Origin of the sequence: Edaphosphingomonas haloaromaticamans, assembly GCF_001853345.1 — a bacterium.
Classification (GTDB): Bacteria; Pseudomonadota; Alphaproteobacteria; order Sphingomonadales; family Sphingomonadaceae; genus Sphingomonas_E; species Sphingomonas_E fennica.
The window spans coordinates 3438886-3454947 of the sequence record NZ_MIPT01000001.1; the positions used below are offsets into that span (position 1 = coordinate 3438886).

The window sequence follows — 16062 nt, forward strand, 5'->3', positions numbered from 1 at the left end:
CTCTTATTTACTTATTGAGGTAAACTAAGTCGTGGCGAGCAGCAATAGCCAGAATCGGACCCTGTTCGCGGATGAGGACACGCCGCCCTCCGTCACGCCCGCCGCGATGCGCGGCCGCCCGGCGATGCTTTCGGCCGACGCCATCGTCGATATCGCGCTGAAGCTGCTGGACGCGCATCCGGGCGACGAGCTGACCATGGCCCGGATCGCCCGCGAACTCTCGGTCTCCCCGCCCGCGCTCTACCGCTATTTCCCGACGCGCACCGCGCTGCTGGCGGCGATGTCGGCGGCGGTGTTCGCCGATTTCCCGGACATGCCGGCGGACAGGCCGTGGCGCGAGCAGCTGCTCGCCTGGCAGAATCACGTCGCCAATCTGTACGAAAGTCACCATGGCGTCATGAAGCTGATGGGGTGGGACGATCAGCTCGCCGGCCCCTGGCTCAAGGTGCAGGCGCCGGTGGTGGAGCTGCTCCACCGCATGGGCCTGAAGGAACTGGCGCTGGTCGAAACGGCAAGCTGGTTCCTGGCCGCCACGGTCGGCCTGATCGGCACTTATTATGCCAGCGAGTCCGAGGTGCTCGATCGTTCGGACATGGTGGCGCTGGACGAAGGCGTCGCCGATCTCACCCCTACCCAGCGCGCGCTGGTGGAGGAGAGCCGCAAATGGATCTGGAAGGCCGATCCGCACCGCACCCTCAACAAGGGCTTCCAGGCCCTGCTGGACGGCGTGGAACGCGAGCTCGACGAAGCGGCGGCAGGCTGAGCCGGACGGCACTTTCCTGCTCTGCTCCCCCTGTTGCGTCCGTTCAAAAAGGTCCGTCATCCGGGGTGACGCGGGGAAGCACGGCGATCAGCGCCAGAAAAGTCGGGGCAAGCGAACGGTTCGAAGGAACGCTGCATGCCCTGCTGGGGGTGGAATGCGGTCTCGGATTGGCTAAGCTCACGCGATGAATGATATTCCCGAATGCAAGGTCTCATTGTGGATCGTCGGCGACACCCTTAACCCCGACGAACTTGCTGAATGGCTGGGATGCGCACCTGCTTATCAGGCTCGCAAGGGCGACACCTACTACACCGATGAGGGTGAAGAGATGGTAGCAAGCACCGGTCGATTTCAGCTAACGACCGGCTGGCATACCGGCAAGCCGCTGGAACGCCTAATAGGTGAGTTGCTGGATCGAGTGCCGGACGACGCTGCCTTGTGGGATAGGATCAACACCAGTCTATCAGGCGATGTCTTCTGTGGTCTCATCATGGGCGGCGCGAACGAGGAGACCAAGCTCTCAACGGATACACTTCAGGCACTGGCTTGTCGTGGTCTGTCCCTACACCTCGACATATACGACAGCGCCGACGGGCCAATTAGCTAGGCAGCCACAACGTCCGCAATGTCGTCGGGTCCGTACAGACAGCAATGTCGTCGAAAATTCCAGCAGCGGCCGTGATCCGAATTTGTCCGCGCCGCTTAGAAGTCCAGTTCGATCCGCGTGCCGATGACGTGCAGGTTATAGTCGTCGAACACGCCGTCGGCCGCCACGCCCGGCGAATAAGTGAGATATCCGTAGTTCAGGTTGAACCGCAGATAGTTGATCGGCGTCCAGACCAATCCCGCCAGATAGGCGTTCTGCCGGCCACCCAGCACGCCGGCCGATCGATCGTTCAGGCTGAGATAGTCGTAGCGGAGGTTCAACTGGACCGCGCCGATTCCGCCCTTGCCGAATGGGCGCTTCGGGTCCGCGCCGCCGAATATGCCGTTGCGGTAGGATCGGGTATCGCCCTTGGTGAGGAAATAGCCGACCTCGGCATAGCCGCCGAAGAAGCCGACGTCGGGCGCGTCCGGCCGCACGGCGCGCAGCCAGTGCGCCTCCGCCACCGCATGCCAGGGGCCGCGGATGGCGGCCGCTTCCAGCCCGTAATTCACCTCGTCGTCCACGTTCAGCCCCGGCGTTTCCAGCACATAGCTGTTGGTGCCGTGCAGGAAGGGGCGCTGGCGGTAGACGGTGGGCTTGTCCGCCAGCCGCTTCAGCGTCCGCCAATGGCCCGATGCGCCGAAATGGAGCTGGGTATCGTCCACCTTGGGCGCGAAGACGACGCGGCCGTCCACGCCGAAACTGTTATTCTCGTCCCCGCCCGAAGGCCCGTCGCTGCTGTTGGAAAGCGCACCGATATCGTCGGTGAAGATGCCGCCCTGCAGCAGCCAGTCCTTGTGATGATATTGGGCGGAAATGCCCAGCCGCCGTTCGAAGCCGAAGGCATCGGTGAAGGCGGCGCGTTCCATCACCGATCCGGTGGTATCGCCGGTCAGCTCGTCCAGCGACTGGAACTGGTTCTGGTTGCCGATCGCGACCAGCCAGTCCTTCGTCTCATAGGTAACGAAGGTGTCGACCAGATCGACCTTGTTGTCCGAAAGCTCCAGTTCCAGCTTGTAGCCGAAGCCCGAGCCCAGCTTGCCCTCGCCGCCCAGGCGGATGCGGCGCATCTCGCTGGTGAAGCCGAAGCCCTTGTCGTCCGAACCTGGCGGGTGGGAGACATAGCCCGCATCCGCCTGGATGCGGCCCTTCACCTTGAAGGCGCGATCGTCGCTGGTGAACTGGGGCGATCCCTTCCAGCTGATGCCGGTTTCGGGCGCGGCCTTGGCGGGCGGCGGCGGGGCGGCGGCGGCCACGGCGGTGGATGCCTGCGGCGGCGCCGGCGCGGCAGCCGGCGCGCTCGTCGCGGTGGGCGCGGCCTCCTCTTCCGGCCCCAGCCGGCTTTCCAGCCGAGCGAGCTGCGCCTTCAGCAGCCTGATCTCCTCGCGGATGCGCTGCGCCTCCTCGGCGGAGATCGGTTCGGCCGCCGCCGGCGTGGCGCAGATCAGGCTCAGGCCGAGCGGCATGGCCGCCATGATGTGCCGTGACGTGAAAACTGCCATGAAAGCGATTGCGGACGCGGACCGGCCGCGCCTCCCCTGATTTGCCCATGTCGCAACGCCAGCCGATGCCCGATCGGCGGTTTACGACGCCGTGCGCCCTAAGCGGCAAATATGGCCACATTGTGCCCTATCGTAACCGAAGATTGCCGGCCGGCGGCGCCGTGGGAAAGTCGCTGACATGCCGGCGACCGGCGATATGATGGGCGCGATCGGCCGAGCGCGCCGGTCCGATGTCGCAATAAGGGGCCGGCCGGCCCCGAGAGTGGGAATTGGCATGAAGGATGGAATCGGCCGCCGCGATGTGTTGCGCGGCGCCTCGTTGCTCGGCGGCGGCCTGCTGCTGAACGCGGCCCTGCCCGCCTGGGCGCATAGCGGCGCGCACGGCCTCACGGCCGACATGCCGATGCTCAGCGGCACGGACATCAAGCTCGCCGTCGGCCATTCCCGCTTCGCCGTCGGCGGCAGGAGCGGCCATGCCATCACCGTCAACGGCACGCTGCCCGCGCCGCTGGTCCGCCTGCGCGAGGGGCAGCAGGTCCGCCTTTCCGTAACCAACGGCCTCGACGAGGATACGTCGATCCACTGGCACGGCCTGATCCTGCCCTTCCAGATGGACGGCGTGCCGGGCGTCAGCTTCCCCGGCATCAGGCCGGGCGAGACCTTCCATTACGAATTCCCCGTCCGCCAGGCCGGCACCTACTGGTATCATAGCCATTCCGGCCTGCAGGAGCAGATGGGCCATTACGGCCCTATCGTGATCGATCCGGCGGGCGCGGACCCGGTGGCCTATGATCGCGAGCATGTGATCGTGCTGTCGGACTGGAGCTTCCTCCATCCGCACGAGATCTTCCGCAAGATGAAGGCCCAGGGCGGCTACTTCAACTGGCAGAAGCAGGCGCTGGGCGACGGTGGCGCCATGTCGGCCGCGGATCGCGCGATGTGGGGCCGGATGCGGATGGACCCCACCGACATCGCCGACGTCACCGGCGCCACCTACACCTATCTCGTCAACGGCCACGGCCCGGCGGAAAACTGGACGGGCCTGTTCCGCCCCGGCGAGCGGGTGCGGCTGCGCATCGTCAACGCTTCCGCGATGACGATCTTCAACGTCCGCATCCCCGGCCTCGCCATGACCGTGGTGGCGAGCGACGGCCAGAATGTCCGCCCCGTCACGGTGGACGAGCTGCAGATCACCGTCGCCGAAACCTATGACGTGATCGTCACGCCCACGGAGGACCGCGCCTTCACCCTCGTCGCGGAATCGGTCGATCGATCCGGCATGGCCCGGGCCACGCTGGCGCCGCGCCTGGGGATGCAGGCCCCCGTCCCCCCGCTCCGCCCCCGCCCCACGCTCACCATGAAGGATATGGGCATGGATCATGGCGCCATGGGCCACGACGGGATGGATCATGGCGGGATGGACAATGGCGGCGCCCTGCCCATGAAGATGCGCGACAAGAGCAAGGCGCCGCCGGGCCTGAAGGTCGGCCCCGGCGTGGATTCGATCGCGGCCATGCCCGTGGACCGCACCGGCGATCCGGGCCTGGGGCTGGAGGATGCCGGCCACAAGGTGCTCACCTATCGCGATCTCGTATCGCTCGCCCCCAATGCCGACACGCGCCCGCCCGCGCGCCGGGTGGAGCTGCACCTCACCGGCAACATGGAACGCTTCATGTGGTCGTTCGACGGGGAGACCTATAGCGAGGTGACCGAGCCGATCCGCTTCGCCCGCGACGAACGGGTGCGCGTCGATCTCGTCAACCACAGCATGATGGCGCACCCCATCCACCTGCACGGCCATTTCTTCGAGGTGGTGAACGGCCACACCGGCAACCATCCCGTGAAGCATACGGTGAACGTGCTGCCCGGTGGCAAGGTGAGCTTCGACCTCACCGCCGACGCGCCGGGTGACTGGGCCTTCCACTGCCACCTGCTCTATCACATGCATGCGGGCATGTTCCGCGTCGTCAGCGTCCGCCCGCTCGACGGAGAGGACGCATGAAGCCCCTCCTCGCCGCCGCGTTGGCGAGCGCCCTCCTCGCCGCGCCCGCTTACGCGCAATCCGCGGACCCGCATGCGGGGCATGACATGCCTCCGGCCCCCCCGGCCGATCCGCATGCGGGCCACCACATGCCGCTGGCCGCTCCGGTCGATCCACATGCCGGTCACAGCATGCCACCGGCTGCTCCGGTCGATCCGCACGCCGGCCACGTCGTGCCACCGGCCACGCCAGCCGATCCGCACGCCGGCCACAATATGGCCCCCCCCCCCGCCGATGCCCCGCCGCTGTCACCGCCTCCGGCGGAGGCGCTGGCCGGACCGCGCTTCGCCGCCGACGGGCTGTTCGATCCGCGGGCGATGGCGGCCGCGCGCGCGCAGCTTGGGCGGGAGCATGGCGGCGGCACTCGCTACACGGCGATGCTCGATCGGCTGGAGGCGCGGATCGGCAATGGGCCGGATGCCTATCTGTGGGACGCGCAGGGCTGGTATGGCGGCGATATCGACCGGCTGTGGCTGAAGGCCGAGGGCGAGGGCACGTTCGGCGGGCGGATCGACGATGCCGAGGTGCAGGCGCTGTGGAGCCACGCGATCGGCCCCTGGTTCGATCTCCAGGCCGGCCTGCGCGGCGATTTCCGCCCCGGCCCGGATCGCGCCCAGATCGTCCTCGGCGTCCAGGGCCTCGCGCCTTACTGGTTCGAGGTCGACGCCGCCGCCTTCGTCTCGCACAAGGGCGATCTCACCGCGCGGGCGGAGGTGGAATATGACCAGCGCCTCTCCCAGCGGCTGATCTTCCAGCCCCGCGTCGAGATCGACCTTTCCGCGCAGGCCGTGCGGGAGCTGGGACTCGGCTCCGGCCTTACGTCAATCGCCGCCGGCGCTCGGCTGCGCTACGAATTCGCGCGCGAGTTCGCCCCCTATGTCGGCGTCGAATATGAACGGAAGATCGGCGACACCGCCGATTTCGCCCGCGATGCCGACGAAGGTGTCGGCGGCTGGCGCGCGCTGATCGGCATCCGGGCGTGGTTCTGAGGGTCCGTTTGGGAATCCGCTTCTAGAAATTCGATGCGGCACAGCCCACGCCCGGCCACCCAAGGGCGGTATCTTGTGGATGGCCGGGTGTAGGAGCGGGCCGGCGCGGCAATCTTTGCAACATAGCCGGCGGCGGCCCTTGATTCCCGCCCCGTGCCGTTCCAGCCTGCCCGCCGCCACAACAGGGAGCCGCCAGCATGGTCACGATCGTCGGATTGTCGGGCAGCCTGCGCCGCCATTCCTACAATAGCGGCCTGATCCGCGCCGCCGCCGCCCGCGCGCCCGAAGGCGTGACGATCGATATCGTCTCGATCGCCGGCATCCCGCTCTATGACGGCGACGTCGAGGCGCAGGACGGCATCCCGCCCGCCGTCGCAACGCTCAAGGACCGGATCGCCGCCGCCGACGGGCTGCTGATCGCGACGCCCGAATATAACAACTCGATTCCCGGCGTTCTGAAGAACGCGATCGACTGGGCATCGCGCCCGCCGGCGGACAGCGGCCGGGTGTTCGCCGACAAGCCCGTCGCGGTGATCGGCGCATCGCCCGGCGGGTTCGGCACGATCCTGTCGCAGACCGCCTGGCTACCAGTGCTGCGCTCGCTCGGCTGCCGCCAATGGTCCGGCGGGCGCCTGCTCGTCTCCCGCGCGGGCAAGGCCTTCGACGCGGAAGGCGAGTTGACCGATCCCGCGGTCCTCACCCAGCTCGAAGAATTCGTGGTCGCCTTCGCCGCCTCGCTGCATCGAGGTAGCTGACGGAATGCGGGCCGCAACGGCTGTGGGTTTCAGGGGCGCTGCGCCGGCCTACCCGATGACCGGCCGATTGGGGAAACGGCCTTCAGCACTTCCCCCCCTGGAAGGGAGGGCTGGGGGTGGATTCCGCCGAGGCACTCGGCGGCCCTTGCAAGATTGCATCAGCCATAGGGGCCGACGACAAACTACCTCATGAATCGCGGCCGGTAGCGGGATAGCCGCCGCCAGATCAGGCGCTCGCTTTCTATCTGCCCCTTGCTGGCGGGCCTCGCTCCGCGCGCTGACCTCCCACAACCCCTCCCTTTCAGAAAGGGGAGGAATGGCCGCCCGGTCGTCTCGTGCGGACAGGCCATTCCGCTGGCGCCGGTGCCAATCCGCTTTTGCCCATGCAGCCCGACCGAAGCCCCCGGAACCAGCGCCTCCCCGCGCCGGTTCCGGTCGCCCTTCACACGATCTGGCCGGCCCTGCGGCTCGGCCGCCGGCGGACCGAGGCGGCGACGGTGGCGAAGGCCACCAGCGTCATCGCCCAGCCCGCCGGCTCGGGCGGGTAGCCGATCAGGCCCGCCAGCACCCCCGCCAGCGCGATTGCCGCGATCACCTGTCCCACGCCCGTCCCCCGGCCTGCTTCACACCCCACGCTCACGCCACGCACCATGCAAAGCCACTCCCCGCTCACGCATGGCCAGAACCAAGCAAGCGCCCTGCCCGATCGCGAAAGCCATGGATTCCTTTGTTCTCCGATGGTTAACGGCCGAGCCACTCCCCGGTCGCCTGTAAGCGCCGTCGACAGGCATTGCCGCCTTGTGGGCGCCGCCCGCTTGCGGCAAGGTCCCCCCATGGCCGCGCCCGCAAATGGCCCGGCGGCCGGATATCCGGTCGATCGGCTGATCTTCGCCCCCGGCGACGTCGATCTCGCGCGCTCGCCGCTGGCCGGGCATCTGATGGCCGAAACCTATGTGCTCGGCGCCTTCAATCCGGGGCTGACCCGGCTGCCGAACGGCAATCTGCTGATGATGGTCCGTGTGGCGGAGGCCTTGCGCGAGCCCGTGCGCAACGACCATGTCCACGCCATCCGCTGGGCGGACGGGCGCTACGTGCTCGATCCCTGGCCGCTGGAGCAGGCCGACACCGCCGATCCGCGCAAGTTCCTGCTGCAGGGCGGCGGGTGGAAGGTGATGGCGCTCACCTCGCTTTCCTGGCTGCTGCCCGTGGAGCTTGCGCCGGACGGGCTGGAGGTGGTGGCCGTCCATTATGATCGCGCCATCGCGCCCCAGGCCGATCTGCAATGCTATGGCATAGAGGATGCCCGCATCAGCCGGGTGAGCGATCGCTGGCTGATGACGACCTGCTCCGTCAGCCCCGAACGGCACAGCACCACGCTCTACAGCTCGGAAAACGCGCTCGACTGGCGGTTCGAGGGCATCGTCCTCGATCACCAGAACAAGGACATGCTGATCTTCGAAGGGCTGATCGATGGCCGTTACTGGGCGCAGACGCGGCCGTTGGGCGACCTGTATTTCGCTTATCCGCCGGGCAGCGAATGGCGCGCCGGCCCATCGATCAACCTCGCCACCTCGCCCGATGCGCTCCACTGGAAGCCGTACGAGCGCCCCGGCATCCGCCCCCGCGCGGGCACGGCCGTCAGCGCGCGGATTGGCGGCGGGGCGCCGCCCATCCTCACCGACGAAGGCTGGCTGACCCTGTGGCACGGGGTGGAACGGCACGAGATCGTCGGCATATACCGCACCTATTGGTCGATCCTCGACCGCGACGATCCGTCGCGCGTGCTGCGCGGCGGGGAGGCGCCGCTGCTGGAGGCCAATGCCGGCCTCACCCGCCCGATCGAGGACCTGATGTATCTACGCGACGTGGTGTTCACCACCGGCATCGCCGATGCGGGCGATCATTATGTCGTCGCATCGGGCGAGGCCGATCTCGCCTGCCGGATCACCCACATCCCCAAATCCGTCTTCGCGGCCGGATAGCCGCCGGGGTTGTCAGCCGCCTCGCGGGCGGCCAAGGATGTCCGCAACGAACAATTCCGAAGGATAGAGATGAGCCTGGAATCGGTGCGGGCATGGCTTGCCGTCCATGCGCCGGATATCGCCATCATCGATCAGGGAGAAAGCACCGCCACCGTGGCGGATGCCGCCCGCACGCTGGGCGTGGAGCCGGGCCAGATCGCCAAGACGCTGTCGGTGCGCATCAACGATGCGGTGGTGCTGGTGGTGGCCCGCGGCGATGCCCGGATCGACAATCGCAAGACCAAGGCAGCCTTCGGCGGACGCCCGCGCATGCTGGGGGCCGAGGAGGTGCAGGCGCTGACGGGTCATCCCGTGGGCGGGGTCTGCCCCTTCGGCCTGGCGACGGCGATCCCGGTCTATTGCGACATATCGCTGCGCGATTTCGCGGAGGTCTATCCGGCGGCGGGATCGACCACCAGCTCGGTCCGGCTGACGCCCGCCCGGCTGGCCGATCTGGTCGGCGCGCGCTGGGTGGACGTCTGCCAGCCGCCCGCCGTGGCGGACGCGGCGGCCGAAGCCGCCGAATGAACCGGCCCCATCGCGGGCACGACAGCTTGAGTGAGAGAAAGGCGTTACGATGAGCGGCATGGCCAAGTTCGACTGGGCGGACCCCTTCCTGCTGGAAGACCAGTTGACCGGGGATGAGCGGATGGTGCGCGATACCGCCGCCCAATATGCGCAGGAAAAGCTGCAGCCGCGCGTGATCGAGGCGTTCGCCAACGAGACCACCGATACCGAGATCTTCCGCGAGATGGGGGCGCTGGGCCTGCTGGGGCCGACCATCCCGGCCGAATATGGCGGGGTGGGCGCATCCTATGTCGCCTACGGCCTCGTCGCGCGCGAGGTGGAGCGGGTGGATTCCGGCTATCGTTCGATGATGTCGGTGCAATCCTCGCTCGTCATGTATCCGATCCATGCCTACGGATCGGAAGAGCAGCGCCACAAATATCTGCCGAAGCTGGCGACCGGCGAATGGATCGGCTGCTTCGGCCTGACCGAGCCCGACGCCGGATCCGATCCGGGCGCGATGCGCACGCGAGCGGAGAAGATCGACGGCGGATACCGGATCAGCGGTTCCAAGACCTGGATATCCAACGCGCCGATCGCCGACGTATTCGTGGTCTGGGCGAAATCCGATGCCCATGGCGGCGCCATCCGGGGCTTCGTGCTGGAAAAGGGCATGAAGGGCCTGAGCGCACCGAAGATCGAGGGCAAGCTTTCGCTGCGCGCGTCGATCACCGGCATGCTGATGCTGGACGGGGTCGAAGTCGGAGAAGAGGCGCTACTGCCCAACGTGTCCGGCCTCAAGGGGCCGTTCGGCTGCCTCAACCGCGCGCGCTACGGCATTTCCTGGGGCTCGCTCGGCGCTGCCGAATTCTGCTTCCACGCCGCACGGCAATATGGCCTCGACCGCAAGCAGTTCGGCCGGCCGCTGGCCGCCACCCAGCTCTACCAGAAGAAGCTGGCCGACATGATGACCGATATCGCGCTCGGCCTGCAGGCTTCGCTGCGCGTCGGCCGGCTGATGGACGAGGGCCGTTTCGCGCCGGAGATGATCTCGATCGTCAAGCGGAACAATGTCGGCAAGGCGCTCGACATCGCCCGCGCCGCCCGCGACATGCACGGCGGCAACGGCATTTCGGGCGAATATCAGGTGATGCGCCACGCGATGAACCTGGAAACCGTGAACACCTACGAAGGCGCCCACGACGTCCACGCCCTGATCCTCGGCCGCGCGATCACCGACATCCCGGCCTTTTGAACGGAGCCTGCGGGCGCGCTCCCCGGCCGGAGCAGCCCGCCCGCTTCTATCGCTTCACCAGCTTCAGGCCGCCCACGATCAGCGCGCCGACCGCCACGCCGAAGATGCCCGATCCCAGCGCCTGGACGAACCAGCTCGCGAAACCGCCGATCGCCGGCAGCGCATGGGCGGCGGCCTCGGCAGCGTCGTGGATCAGGTGGGGAAGCGGGGTGAGGCCGAAATGTTCGAGGCCGTGGACGATGATGCCGCCGCCCACCCAGATCATCGCCGCGATGCCGATCGTCGCCAGCGCGCGCAGCACCACCGGCATGCCCTTCACCAGCCCCCGGCCCACCGCGCGGACCAGGCCGTTGTCGCGGCGGGAAAGGTGCAGGCCGATATCGTCCATCTTCACGATCAGGCCGACGACGCCATAGACGCCCGCCGTCACCAGCAGCGCCACCACCGCCAGCACGATCGCCTGGGTGGCGAGCGACTTTTCCGCCACGTCGGCGAGCGCGATCGCCATGATCTCGGCCGACAGGATCAGATCGGTGCGCACCGCCCCGCTCACCTTCCGGGCCTCGATCGCGGCGGGTTCCTCGAAGGCGGGCACCGCCTCCTCGCCGTCCGCCTCGTCATGGTGGCCGCCCAGGCTGTGGACCAGCTTCTCGGCGCCCTCGAAGCAGAGATAGGCGCCGCCCAGCATCAGGAGCGGCGTGATCGCCCATTCGGCGAAGGCGCTCAGCAGCAGGGCGGCGGGCAGCAGGATCAGGAGCTTGTTGCGCACCGATCCCAAGGCGATCTTGCCGATGATCGGCAGTTCGCGATCCGGGGAGAAGCCCACCACATAGCGCGGCGTGACGGCGGTATCGTCTATCACCACGCCCGCCGCCTTGGTGCCGGCGCGGCCGGCGGCGGCCGACACGTCATCCAGCGATGCCGCCGCCAGCTTGGCGATGCCCGCCACGTCGTCCAGCAACGCTACCAGTCCGGTCGGCATCCGGTTCCATTCCCTGTGGTTGATCCCCGCCCCTTCCGTAACGCGGCGGCCACGCGATGCAATGGCACAATATCCGGCTGCCGCATCCAAGTAGAACATGCGACCATATCGACGGATTCCGGCCCCAGCCCTTGCAGATCATCGCGCTATATCGCCGTCCCGTCCCCCGGACTCCACGACCCGCAGATTTTTTTTCATGGCCCCGGAACCGGCGGCTTCCCGGCTCGTTCCCGCAATTCGGATAGCGACCTTATGCCCCCCCGCTCACGCTATCCGAACCCAGGGCCCGGGACCGTCGATCCTCCCCCCGACGACGGTTCCCGGGTCCGCATTCTATCAGCGGGTCCGCAGACGGCTTTCCTCCAGGGCGACCAGGCGTTGTTCCGAATCGAACCACCCGCGGAACAAAGCTTCATGACCGCGCATTGTCCCTCCGTCTTCCGGCCCGCGCCGGAACGTTAGAGGAGATTTCCATGCGTAGGATCTTCACCCTGGCCCTGATGGCCAGCACGATGCTGCTGGCCGCCTGCAATACCGTGGAAGGCGCCGGCAAGGACGTGAAATCTGCCGGCGAGGCCGTGGAGGACGCCGCCAAGTAACCCTGCCACACCAACGGAGCCGGAACGCCCGCGTCAGGCGGTGGTGGCGTCTTCCGCCGCCACATCCCGGGCGCGGCGCTTCTCGGTGAACCAGATCGCGATCAGCGCCAGTTCGTAGAGCAGCACCAGCGGGATCGCGAGCATAAGCTGGGATACCACGTCGGGCGGGGTCAGCACCGCCGCGACCGCGAAGGCGCCGACGATGGCATAGCGCCGCCCGGACTTGAGCTGCGCCCGCGTCACGATCCCGGCGCGTTCCAGCAGCATCAGCAGCACCGGCAGCAGGAAGGCGACGCCGAAGCCGAAGATGAATTTCGTCACGAAATCCAGATAGTTGCCGACGCCGGGCAGCGCTTCCTGGCTGACGCCGCCGATATTGCCCTGGTAGCTCAGCAGGAAATGCAGGGCGACCGGCATGGCGACATAATAGGCCATCGCCGCTCCGGCGATGAACAGCAGCGGCGTGAAGGCGAGGAAGGGCAGCAGCGCCCTCTTCTCCTTGGCGTAGAGCCCCGGCGCCACGAACTGCCAGAGCTGGTTGGCCACCACCGGGAAGGCCAGCATCAGCGCCGAGAAGAAGGCCACCTTGATCTCGACGAAGAAGGCTTCGAAGATATTGGTGTAGATCAGCCTGCCCTGCCCCGCCTTCAGCAGCGGCTGCACCAGGAAGGCGAAGATCGGCTTGGCGAAATAGAGGCAGAGCGCGAAGGCCACGCCCAGCGCGGCGAAGCTCCATAGCAGGCGGCGGCGAAGCTCGATCAGATGGTCGAGCAGCGGCGCCTTGGTGTCGTCGATATCCCTCATGCCGGCCTGTCCACGGCGGGCGCATCGGCGGCCGGCGGGCTATCGGGCGCGCCGTCCCCGGGCGGCGGCAGCGGCGTCATGGCCGGGGCGCCTTCCTCCCGCATCACCGGATGCTCGCGCATGATCCGGGCATTCTCCTCCGCCCATTTCCGCTCCATCTCCTCGATCTCCGACTGGCGGATCATCTCGTCGAAGCCGGAGCGGAAGTGGCGGGCCATGCCGCGCGCGCGCGCGACCCACTGGCCGACGACACGCATCAGGCGCGGCAGATCCTTAGGGCCGATCACCACCAACGCGACCAGCGCGACCAGCATCAGTTCCGTAGGGGCGATATCGAACATCGAAGCTTCGGTTACTTTCGCGGGGCGGTGCGGCCGGCCGGATCACCTGCCGGCCAGCCCCGCCATTCCTGTCTGCGCATCGTCACGGCGCGAGCCGGGCCGGCATCCCGGCCCGGATCAGCACAAGCGGCGCGCCCGTCAGGGCTGCGCGGGCCGATCGTCCTGCATCGGCTGGAGGTTGCGATCGGCATTCGGCTCCAGCGGCGGCTGGGCCTGGAGGCGCGGCGCGGGCTTGGGCGCCTCATCCTCGTCTGCCATGCCCTTCTTGAAGCTTTTGATGCCCTTGGCGACGTCGCCCATCATGTCCGAAAACCGCCCCTTGCCGAACAGCAGGAGGACGATGATGCCCACGACGAGCCAGTGCCAGATACTGAGGCCACCCATGTAAATTCTCCCGGTAAGCCCCCTATCTAGTCGTCCGCGTCGTCGCTTTCCACCTCCAACTGCGCGAAGGCGAGATCGACGGGGTCCAGCAGCCCCGCGGCCTTCAGATCGTCGATCCCCGGCAGGTCGCGCCGGCTGGCGAGGCCGAAATGGGCGAGGAAGGCCGAGGTGGTCGCATAAGTGAGCGGCCGGCCGGGCACCTCGCGGCGGCCCGCCGGGCGGATCCAGCCGGCTTCCATCAGCACGTCCAGCGTGCCCTTCGATATCTGGACGCCGCGAATCGCCTCGATCTCGGCGCGACTGACGGGCTCGTGATAGGCGATGATCGCCAGCGTCTCGACCCCGGCGCGGGAAAGGCGACGCGGCTCCTCCCGATCGCGGCGGAGGATATGGGCAAGGTCCGGCGCCGTCTGGAAATGCCAGCGCCCACCGCGTTCGACCAGATTGATGCCCCGGCCGGCATAATCGTCCGCCAGCGCCCCCAGCGTGCGGCGGACATCGCCCGCCTCGCCCACCGCCGCCATGATCTCGGTAAGCGTCAGCGGCGCCTCGGCCGCGAACAATGCCGCCTCGATCGCGCGCTTCAGATCATCGGGCGGGTTCATGCGGCGCGGATCATCAGCGGCGCGAAAGGCTCCGCCTGCTCGATATGCGCCTTGCCCAGCCGTGCCAGCTCCAGCGCGGCCAGGAAGCTGGATGCCAGCGCCGACCGGCGATATTCGGGATCGAGCGTGGGCGGCAGGAAGCTTTCGAGCGAGGCCCAGTCGAGGCTGACGCCGATCATCCGTTCCACCCGGCGCATCGCCTCGTCCAGCGTCATCACCGGCCGGCGGGAGACGACGTGGAAAACCGGCTCGGCACGGGCGCGCACCTCGCCATAGGCCGCGATCAGATCATAGAGGCCGACCTGCCACGCCGCCTTGCGGACGACCTTCAATCCTTCGGGCGAACCGCGCTGGAAGACATCGCGCCCCAGCCGATCCCGCGCCATCAGCCGGGCGCCGGCCTCCCGCATCGCATCCAGCCGCTGCAGCCGGAGCTGGAGGCGCAGCGCCAGTTCCTCGGGGCTGGGATCGATCTCCGGGTCCTTGGGCAGCAGCAGGCCCGATTTGAGGTAAGCGAGCCAGGCCGCCATCACGAGATAATCGGCGGCGATCTCCAGCTTCAGCGCCTTGGCGCCCTCGATGAAGGCCAGATATTGCTCGACCAGCGCGAGGATGGAGATTTCGCGCAGGTCCACCTTCTGCGCCCGCGCCAGGTTGAGCAGCAGATCGAGCGGCCCCTCCCACCCGTCGAGCGCGAGGGTGAGCGTATCGGGAGAGGCGAGAGGCAGTTCGAAATCGTCGTCATCGGCCATGGCGACAGGCTAGCGCGGCTTTTGCGGGGGCGCCATCATTGTTCGGACGGCAAGCCCCCGTCAGGCATAGGCCAGCAGGGCATCCCGCTTCGCGACCAGATCGGCGAAGGCGATATCCGGCCCCCGCCCGGCGACGGTCGCCATGGCCCGGTCGAGGCGCGCGCGCGCGTCATCCGCGATCGCGCCGACGGCGCCCGCCACGGCCCTCATCTCCGCCATGTCGCCCGAACAATGGAGCGCGATGTCGCAGCCCGCCGCCAGCACGCCGGCCGCGCGTTCCCCGAAATCGCCGGACAGCGCGTGCATGCCGAGATCGTCCGACATCAGCAGCCCATCGAAGCCGATGCGGCCGCGAATGACATCGCCGATCACCCTGGCCGAGAGGCTGGCGCATTCCTGCGCATCCCACGCCGTGTAGACGACATGGGCGGTCATCCCCATCGGCGCGCCGTTGAGCGCGATGAAGGGCGCGAGATCGCTTTCCAGTTCCTCCGCCGGAGCGGTGACGACCGGCAGTTCGACATGGCTGTCGGCCATCGCCCGGCCGTGGCCGGGGATATGCTTGACGACGCCGACCACGCCGGCCGCCTGCATCCCTTCCAGCACCGCACGGCCCAGCGCGGCGACGCGCAGCGGTTCGGCGCCCAGCGCGCGATCGCCGATGATGTCATGCGCATCCGGCTGGCGGACGTCGAGCAGCGGCAGGCAGTTCACGTTGATGCCGGCTTCATGCAGCATCGTCGCGATGGCCTGCGCATTCGCCTTCGCCGCCTCGATCGCGGAAGCCGGCGCCACATCGTAGAGCCGGTCGAAGACCTCGGCCCGCGGGAAGGCCGGCCAGACCGGCGGCTGCATCCGCGCCACGCGCCCGCCTTCCTGATCGATCAGGATCGGCACGTCCGCGCGGCCCGAAACGGCGCGCAGGGCATCGGTGAGCGCGCGAAGCTGCGCCGCATCCTCGATATTGCGGCGGAACAGGATGAAGCCCGCCGGATCGACATCGGCGAAGAAGGCCCGTTCCTCATCCGAAAGAACAGGGCCGGCGAGGCCGAGGATGAGAGGGGTCATGCTTGTGCCTGTCGATCGAATGAGGGGAATGGAGGCCGGCGGCGCGGC

General features: G+C 67.9%; 18 protein-coding genes. 9 read left to right on the plus strand and 9 right to left on the minus strand.

Annotation, left to right across the window (positions count from 1 at the left end; all coding sequences use genetic code 11):
• Positions 1 to 31 precede the first annotated feature (31 nt).
• Both BHE75_RS15905 and BHE75_RS15910 read left to right on the plus strand, forming a co-directional pair.
• Entirely contained in the window at positions 32 to 763 is a 732-nt protein-coding gene (locus BHE75_RS15905) for a TetR/AcrR family transcriptional regulator (RefSeq protein ID WP_070934441.1), read from the plus strand.
• A 184-nt stretch (positions 764 to 947) separates the two neighbouring features.
• Positions 948 to 1370 carry a DUF4279 domain-containing protein gene (locus tag BHE75_RS15910; protein WP_015457825.1) on the plus strand — a complete coding sequence of 141 codons (423 nt, stop codon included), beginning with the start codon at positions 948 to 950 and terminating at the stop codon, positions 1368 to 1370.
• 95 nt (positions 1371 to 1465) lie between these two features.
• Here the strand turns inward: BHE75_RS15910 and BHE75_RS15915 are convergent, their stop codons facing one another.
• Positions 1466 to 2875 carry an OprO/OprP family phosphate-selective porin gene (locus BHE75_RS15915; protein WP_070935990.1) on the minus strand — a complete coding sequence of 470 codons (1410 nt, stop codon included), beginning with the start codon at positions 2873 to 2875 and terminating at the stop codon, positions 1466 to 1468.
• A gap of 310 nt (positions 2876 to 3185) precedes the next feature.
• Between BHE75_RS15915 and BHE75_RS15920 the strand changes: the two genes are divergently transcribed.
• The 3 genes from BHE75_RS15920 to BHE75_RS15930 all read left to right on the plus strand — a co-directional run bounded on the left by BHE75_RS15920 (position 3186) and on the right by BHE75_RS15930 (position 6696).
• The gene (locus BHE75_RS15920) at positions 3186 to 4913 is read left to right on the plus strand and encodes a copper resistance system multicopper oxidase (protein WP_070934442.1); all 1728 of its coding nucleotides are present in this window, start codon (positions 3186 to 3188) and stop codon (positions 4911 to 4913) included.
• Positions 4910 to 5941 carry a copper resistance protein B gene (locus BHE75_RS15925; protein ID WP_070934443.1) on the plus strand — a complete coding sequence of 344 codons (1032 nt, stop codon included), beginning with the start codon at positions 4910 to 4912 and terminating at the stop codon, positions 5939 to 5941. The genes BHE75_RS15920 and BHE75_RS15925 overlap by 4 nt, the downstream gene beginning before the upstream one ends.
• A gap of 197 nt (positions 5942 to 6138) precedes the next feature.
• A complete protein-coding gene (locus BHE75_RS15930; RefSeq protein WP_070934444.1) occupies positions 6139 to 6696 on the plus strand; it encodes an NADPH-dependent FMN reductase in 558 nt (185 codons plus the stop codon).
• Between the two features lie 442 nt (positions 6697 to 7138).
• Here BHE75_RS15930 and BHE75_RS15935 read toward each other — a convergent pair whose 3' ends face one another.
• On the minus strand, positions 7139 to 7336 hold the full coding sequence (locus tag BHE75_RS15935) for a hypothetical protein (RefSeq protein WP_139181748.1): 198 nt from the start codon (positions 7334 to 7336) through the stop codon (positions 7139 to 7141).
• A 193-nt stretch (positions 7337 to 7529) separates the two neighbouring features.
• On the opposite strand from BHE75_RS15935, the gene BHE75_RS15940 reads away from it, so the two are divergent.
• The 3 genes from BHE75_RS15940 (at position 7530) to BHE75_RS15950 (ending at position 10479) form a co-directional block, all read left to right on the plus strand.
• Entirely contained in the window at positions 7530 to 8678 is a 1149-nt protein-coding gene (locus BHE75_RS15940; protein ID WP_070934446.1) for a glycosidase, read from the plus strand.
• A gap of 69 nt (positions 8679 to 8747) precedes the next feature.
• On the plus strand, positions 8748 to 9245 hold the full coding sequence (locus BHE75_RS15945) for a YbaK/EbsC family protein (RefSeq protein ID WP_015457831.1): 498 nt from the start codon (positions 8748 to 8750) through the stop codon (positions 9243 to 9245).
• 49 nt (positions 9246 to 9294) lie between these two features.
• Positions 9295 to 10479, plus strand: a complete 1185-nt coding sequence (locus BHE75_RS15950; protein WP_070934447.1) for an acyl-CoA dehydrogenase — start codon at positions 9295 to 9297, stop codon at positions 10477 to 10479.
• 46 nt (positions 10480 to 10525) lie between these two features.
• Here the strand turns inward: BHE75_RS15950 and BHE75_RS15955 are convergent, their stop codons facing one another.
• Entirely contained in the window at positions 10526 to 11461 is a 936-nt protein-coding gene (locus tag BHE75_RS15955) for a DUF808 domain-containing protein (RefSeq protein WP_070934448.1), read from the minus strand.
• Between the two features lie 473 nt (positions 11462 to 11934).
• On the opposite strand from BHE75_RS15955, the gene BHE75_RS15960 reads away from it, so the two are divergent.
• Positions 11935 to 12060, plus strand: a complete 126-nt coding sequence (locus BHE75_RS15960; RefSeq protein WP_015457834.1) for an entericidin A/B family lipoprotein — start codon at positions 11935 to 11937, stop codon at positions 12058 to 12060.
• A gap of 33 nt (positions 12061 to 12093) precedes the next feature.
• On the opposite strand, the gene tatC is transcribed toward BHE75_RS15960, so the two are convergent.
• The 6 genes from tatC to nagZ all read right to left on the minus strand — a co-directional run bounded on the left by tatC (position 12094) and on the right by nagZ (position 16014).
• Complete coding sequence (gene tatC, locus BHE75_RS15965) at positions 12094 to 12864, minus strand: twin-arginine translocase subunit TatC (RefSeq protein ID WP_070934449.1); 771 nt, start codon at positions 12862 to 12864, stop codon at positions 12094 to 12096.
• Complete coding sequence (tatB, locus tag BHE75_RS15970) at positions 12861 to 13205, minus strand: Sec-independent protein translocase protein TatB (protein ID WP_070934450.1); 345 nt, start codon at positions 13203 to 13205, stop codon at positions 12861 to 12863. The genes tatC and tatB overlap by 4 nt, the downstream gene beginning before the upstream one ends.
• Positions 13206 to 13343: 138 nt before the next feature.
• Positions 13344 to 13589: a twin-arginine translocase TatA/TatE family subunit gene (locus tag BHE75_RS15975; RefSeq protein ID WP_015457837.1), complete on the minus strand. Its 246-nt coding sequence runs from the start codon at positions 13587 to 13589 to the stop codon at positions 13344 to 13346.
• A gap of 26 nt (positions 13590 to 13615) precedes the next feature.
• Positions 13616 to 14194, minus strand: coding sequence for an SMC-Scp complex subunit ScpB (gene scpB / locus BHE75_RS15980; RefSeq protein WP_015457838.1), 579 nt, complete (start codon positions 14192 to 14194; stop codon positions 13616 to 13618).
• On the minus strand, positions 14191 to 14946 hold the full coding sequence (locus BHE75_RS15985; RefSeq protein ID WP_015457839.1) for a segregation and condensation protein A: 756 nt from the start codon (positions 14944 to 14946) through the stop codon (positions 14191 to 14193). The genes scpB and BHE75_RS15985 overlap by 4 nt, the downstream gene beginning before the upstream one ends.
• Positions 14947 to 15006: 60 nt before the next feature.
• Positions 15007 to 16014, minus strand: a complete 1008-nt coding sequence (gene nagZ / locus BHE75_RS15990; protein ID WP_070934451.1) for a beta-N-acetylhexosaminidase — start codon at positions 16012 to 16014, stop codon at positions 15007 to 15009.
• Positions 16015 to 16062 lie beyond the last annotated feature (48 nt).

Coding starts and splice junctions, on each gene's coding strand:
- BHE75_RS15940 (WP_070934446.1), top strand. CDS start 7,530: ATGGCCGCGCCCGCAAATGGCCCGGCGGCCGGATATCCGGTCGATCGG.
- nagZ (WP_070934451.1), bottom strand. CDS start 16,014: ATGACCCCTCTCATCCTCGGCCTCGCCGGCCCTGTTCTTTCGGATGAG.
- scpB (WP_015457838.1), bottom strand. CDS start 14,194: ATGAACCCGCCCGATGATCTGAAGCGCGCGATCGAGGCGGCATTGTTC.
- BHE75_RS15945 (WP_015457831.1), top strand. CDS start 8,748: ATGAGCCTGGAATCGGTGCGGGCATGGCTTGCCGTCCATGCGCCGGAT.
- BHE75_RS15915 (WP_070935990.1), bottom strand. CDS start 2,875: ATGCCGCTCGGCCTGAGCCTGATCTGCGCCACGCCGGCGGCGGCCGAA.
- tatC (WP_070934449.1), bottom strand. CDS start 12,864: ATGAGGGATATCGACGACACCAAGGCGCCGCTGCTCGACCATCTGATC.
- BHE75_RS15975 (WP_015457837.1), bottom strand. CDS start 13,589: ATGGGTGGCCTCAGTATCTGGCACTGGCTCGTCGTGGGCATCATCGTC.
- tatB (WP_070934450.1), bottom strand. CDS start 13,205: ATGTTCGATATCGCCCCTACGGAACTGATGCTGGTCGCGCTGGTCGCG.
- BHE75_RS15950 (WP_070934447.1), top strand. CDS start 9,295: ATGAGCGGCATGGCCAAGTTCGACTGGGCGGACCCCTTCCTGCTGGAA.
- BHE75_RS15925 (WP_070934443.1), top strand. CDS start 4,910: ATGAAGCCCCTCCTCGCCGCCGCGTTGGCGAGCGCCCTCCTCGCCGCG.
- BHE75_RS15960 (WP_015457834.1), top strand. CDS start 11,935: ATGCGTAGGATCTTCACCCTGGCCCTGATGGCCAGCACGATGCTGCTG.
- BHE75_RS15985 (WP_015457839.1), bottom strand. CDS start 14,946: ATGGCCGATGACGACGATTTCGAACTGCCTCTCGCCTCTCCCGATACG.
- BHE75_RS15930 (WP_070934444.1), top strand. CDS start 6,139: ATGGTCACGATCGTCGGATTGTCGGGCAGCCTGCGCCGCCATTCCTAC.
- BHE75_RS15955 (WP_070934448.1), bottom strand. CDS start 11,461: ATGCCGACCGGACTGGTAGCGTTGCTGGACGACGTGGCGGGCATCGCC.
- BHE75_RS15920 (WP_070934442.1), top strand. CDS start 3,186: ATGAAGGATGGAATCGGCCGCCGCGATGTGTTGCGCGGCGCCTCGTTG.
- BHE75_RS15910 (WP_015457825.1), top strand. CDS start 948: ATGAATGATATTCCCGAATGCAAGGTCTCATTGTGGATCGTCGGCGAC.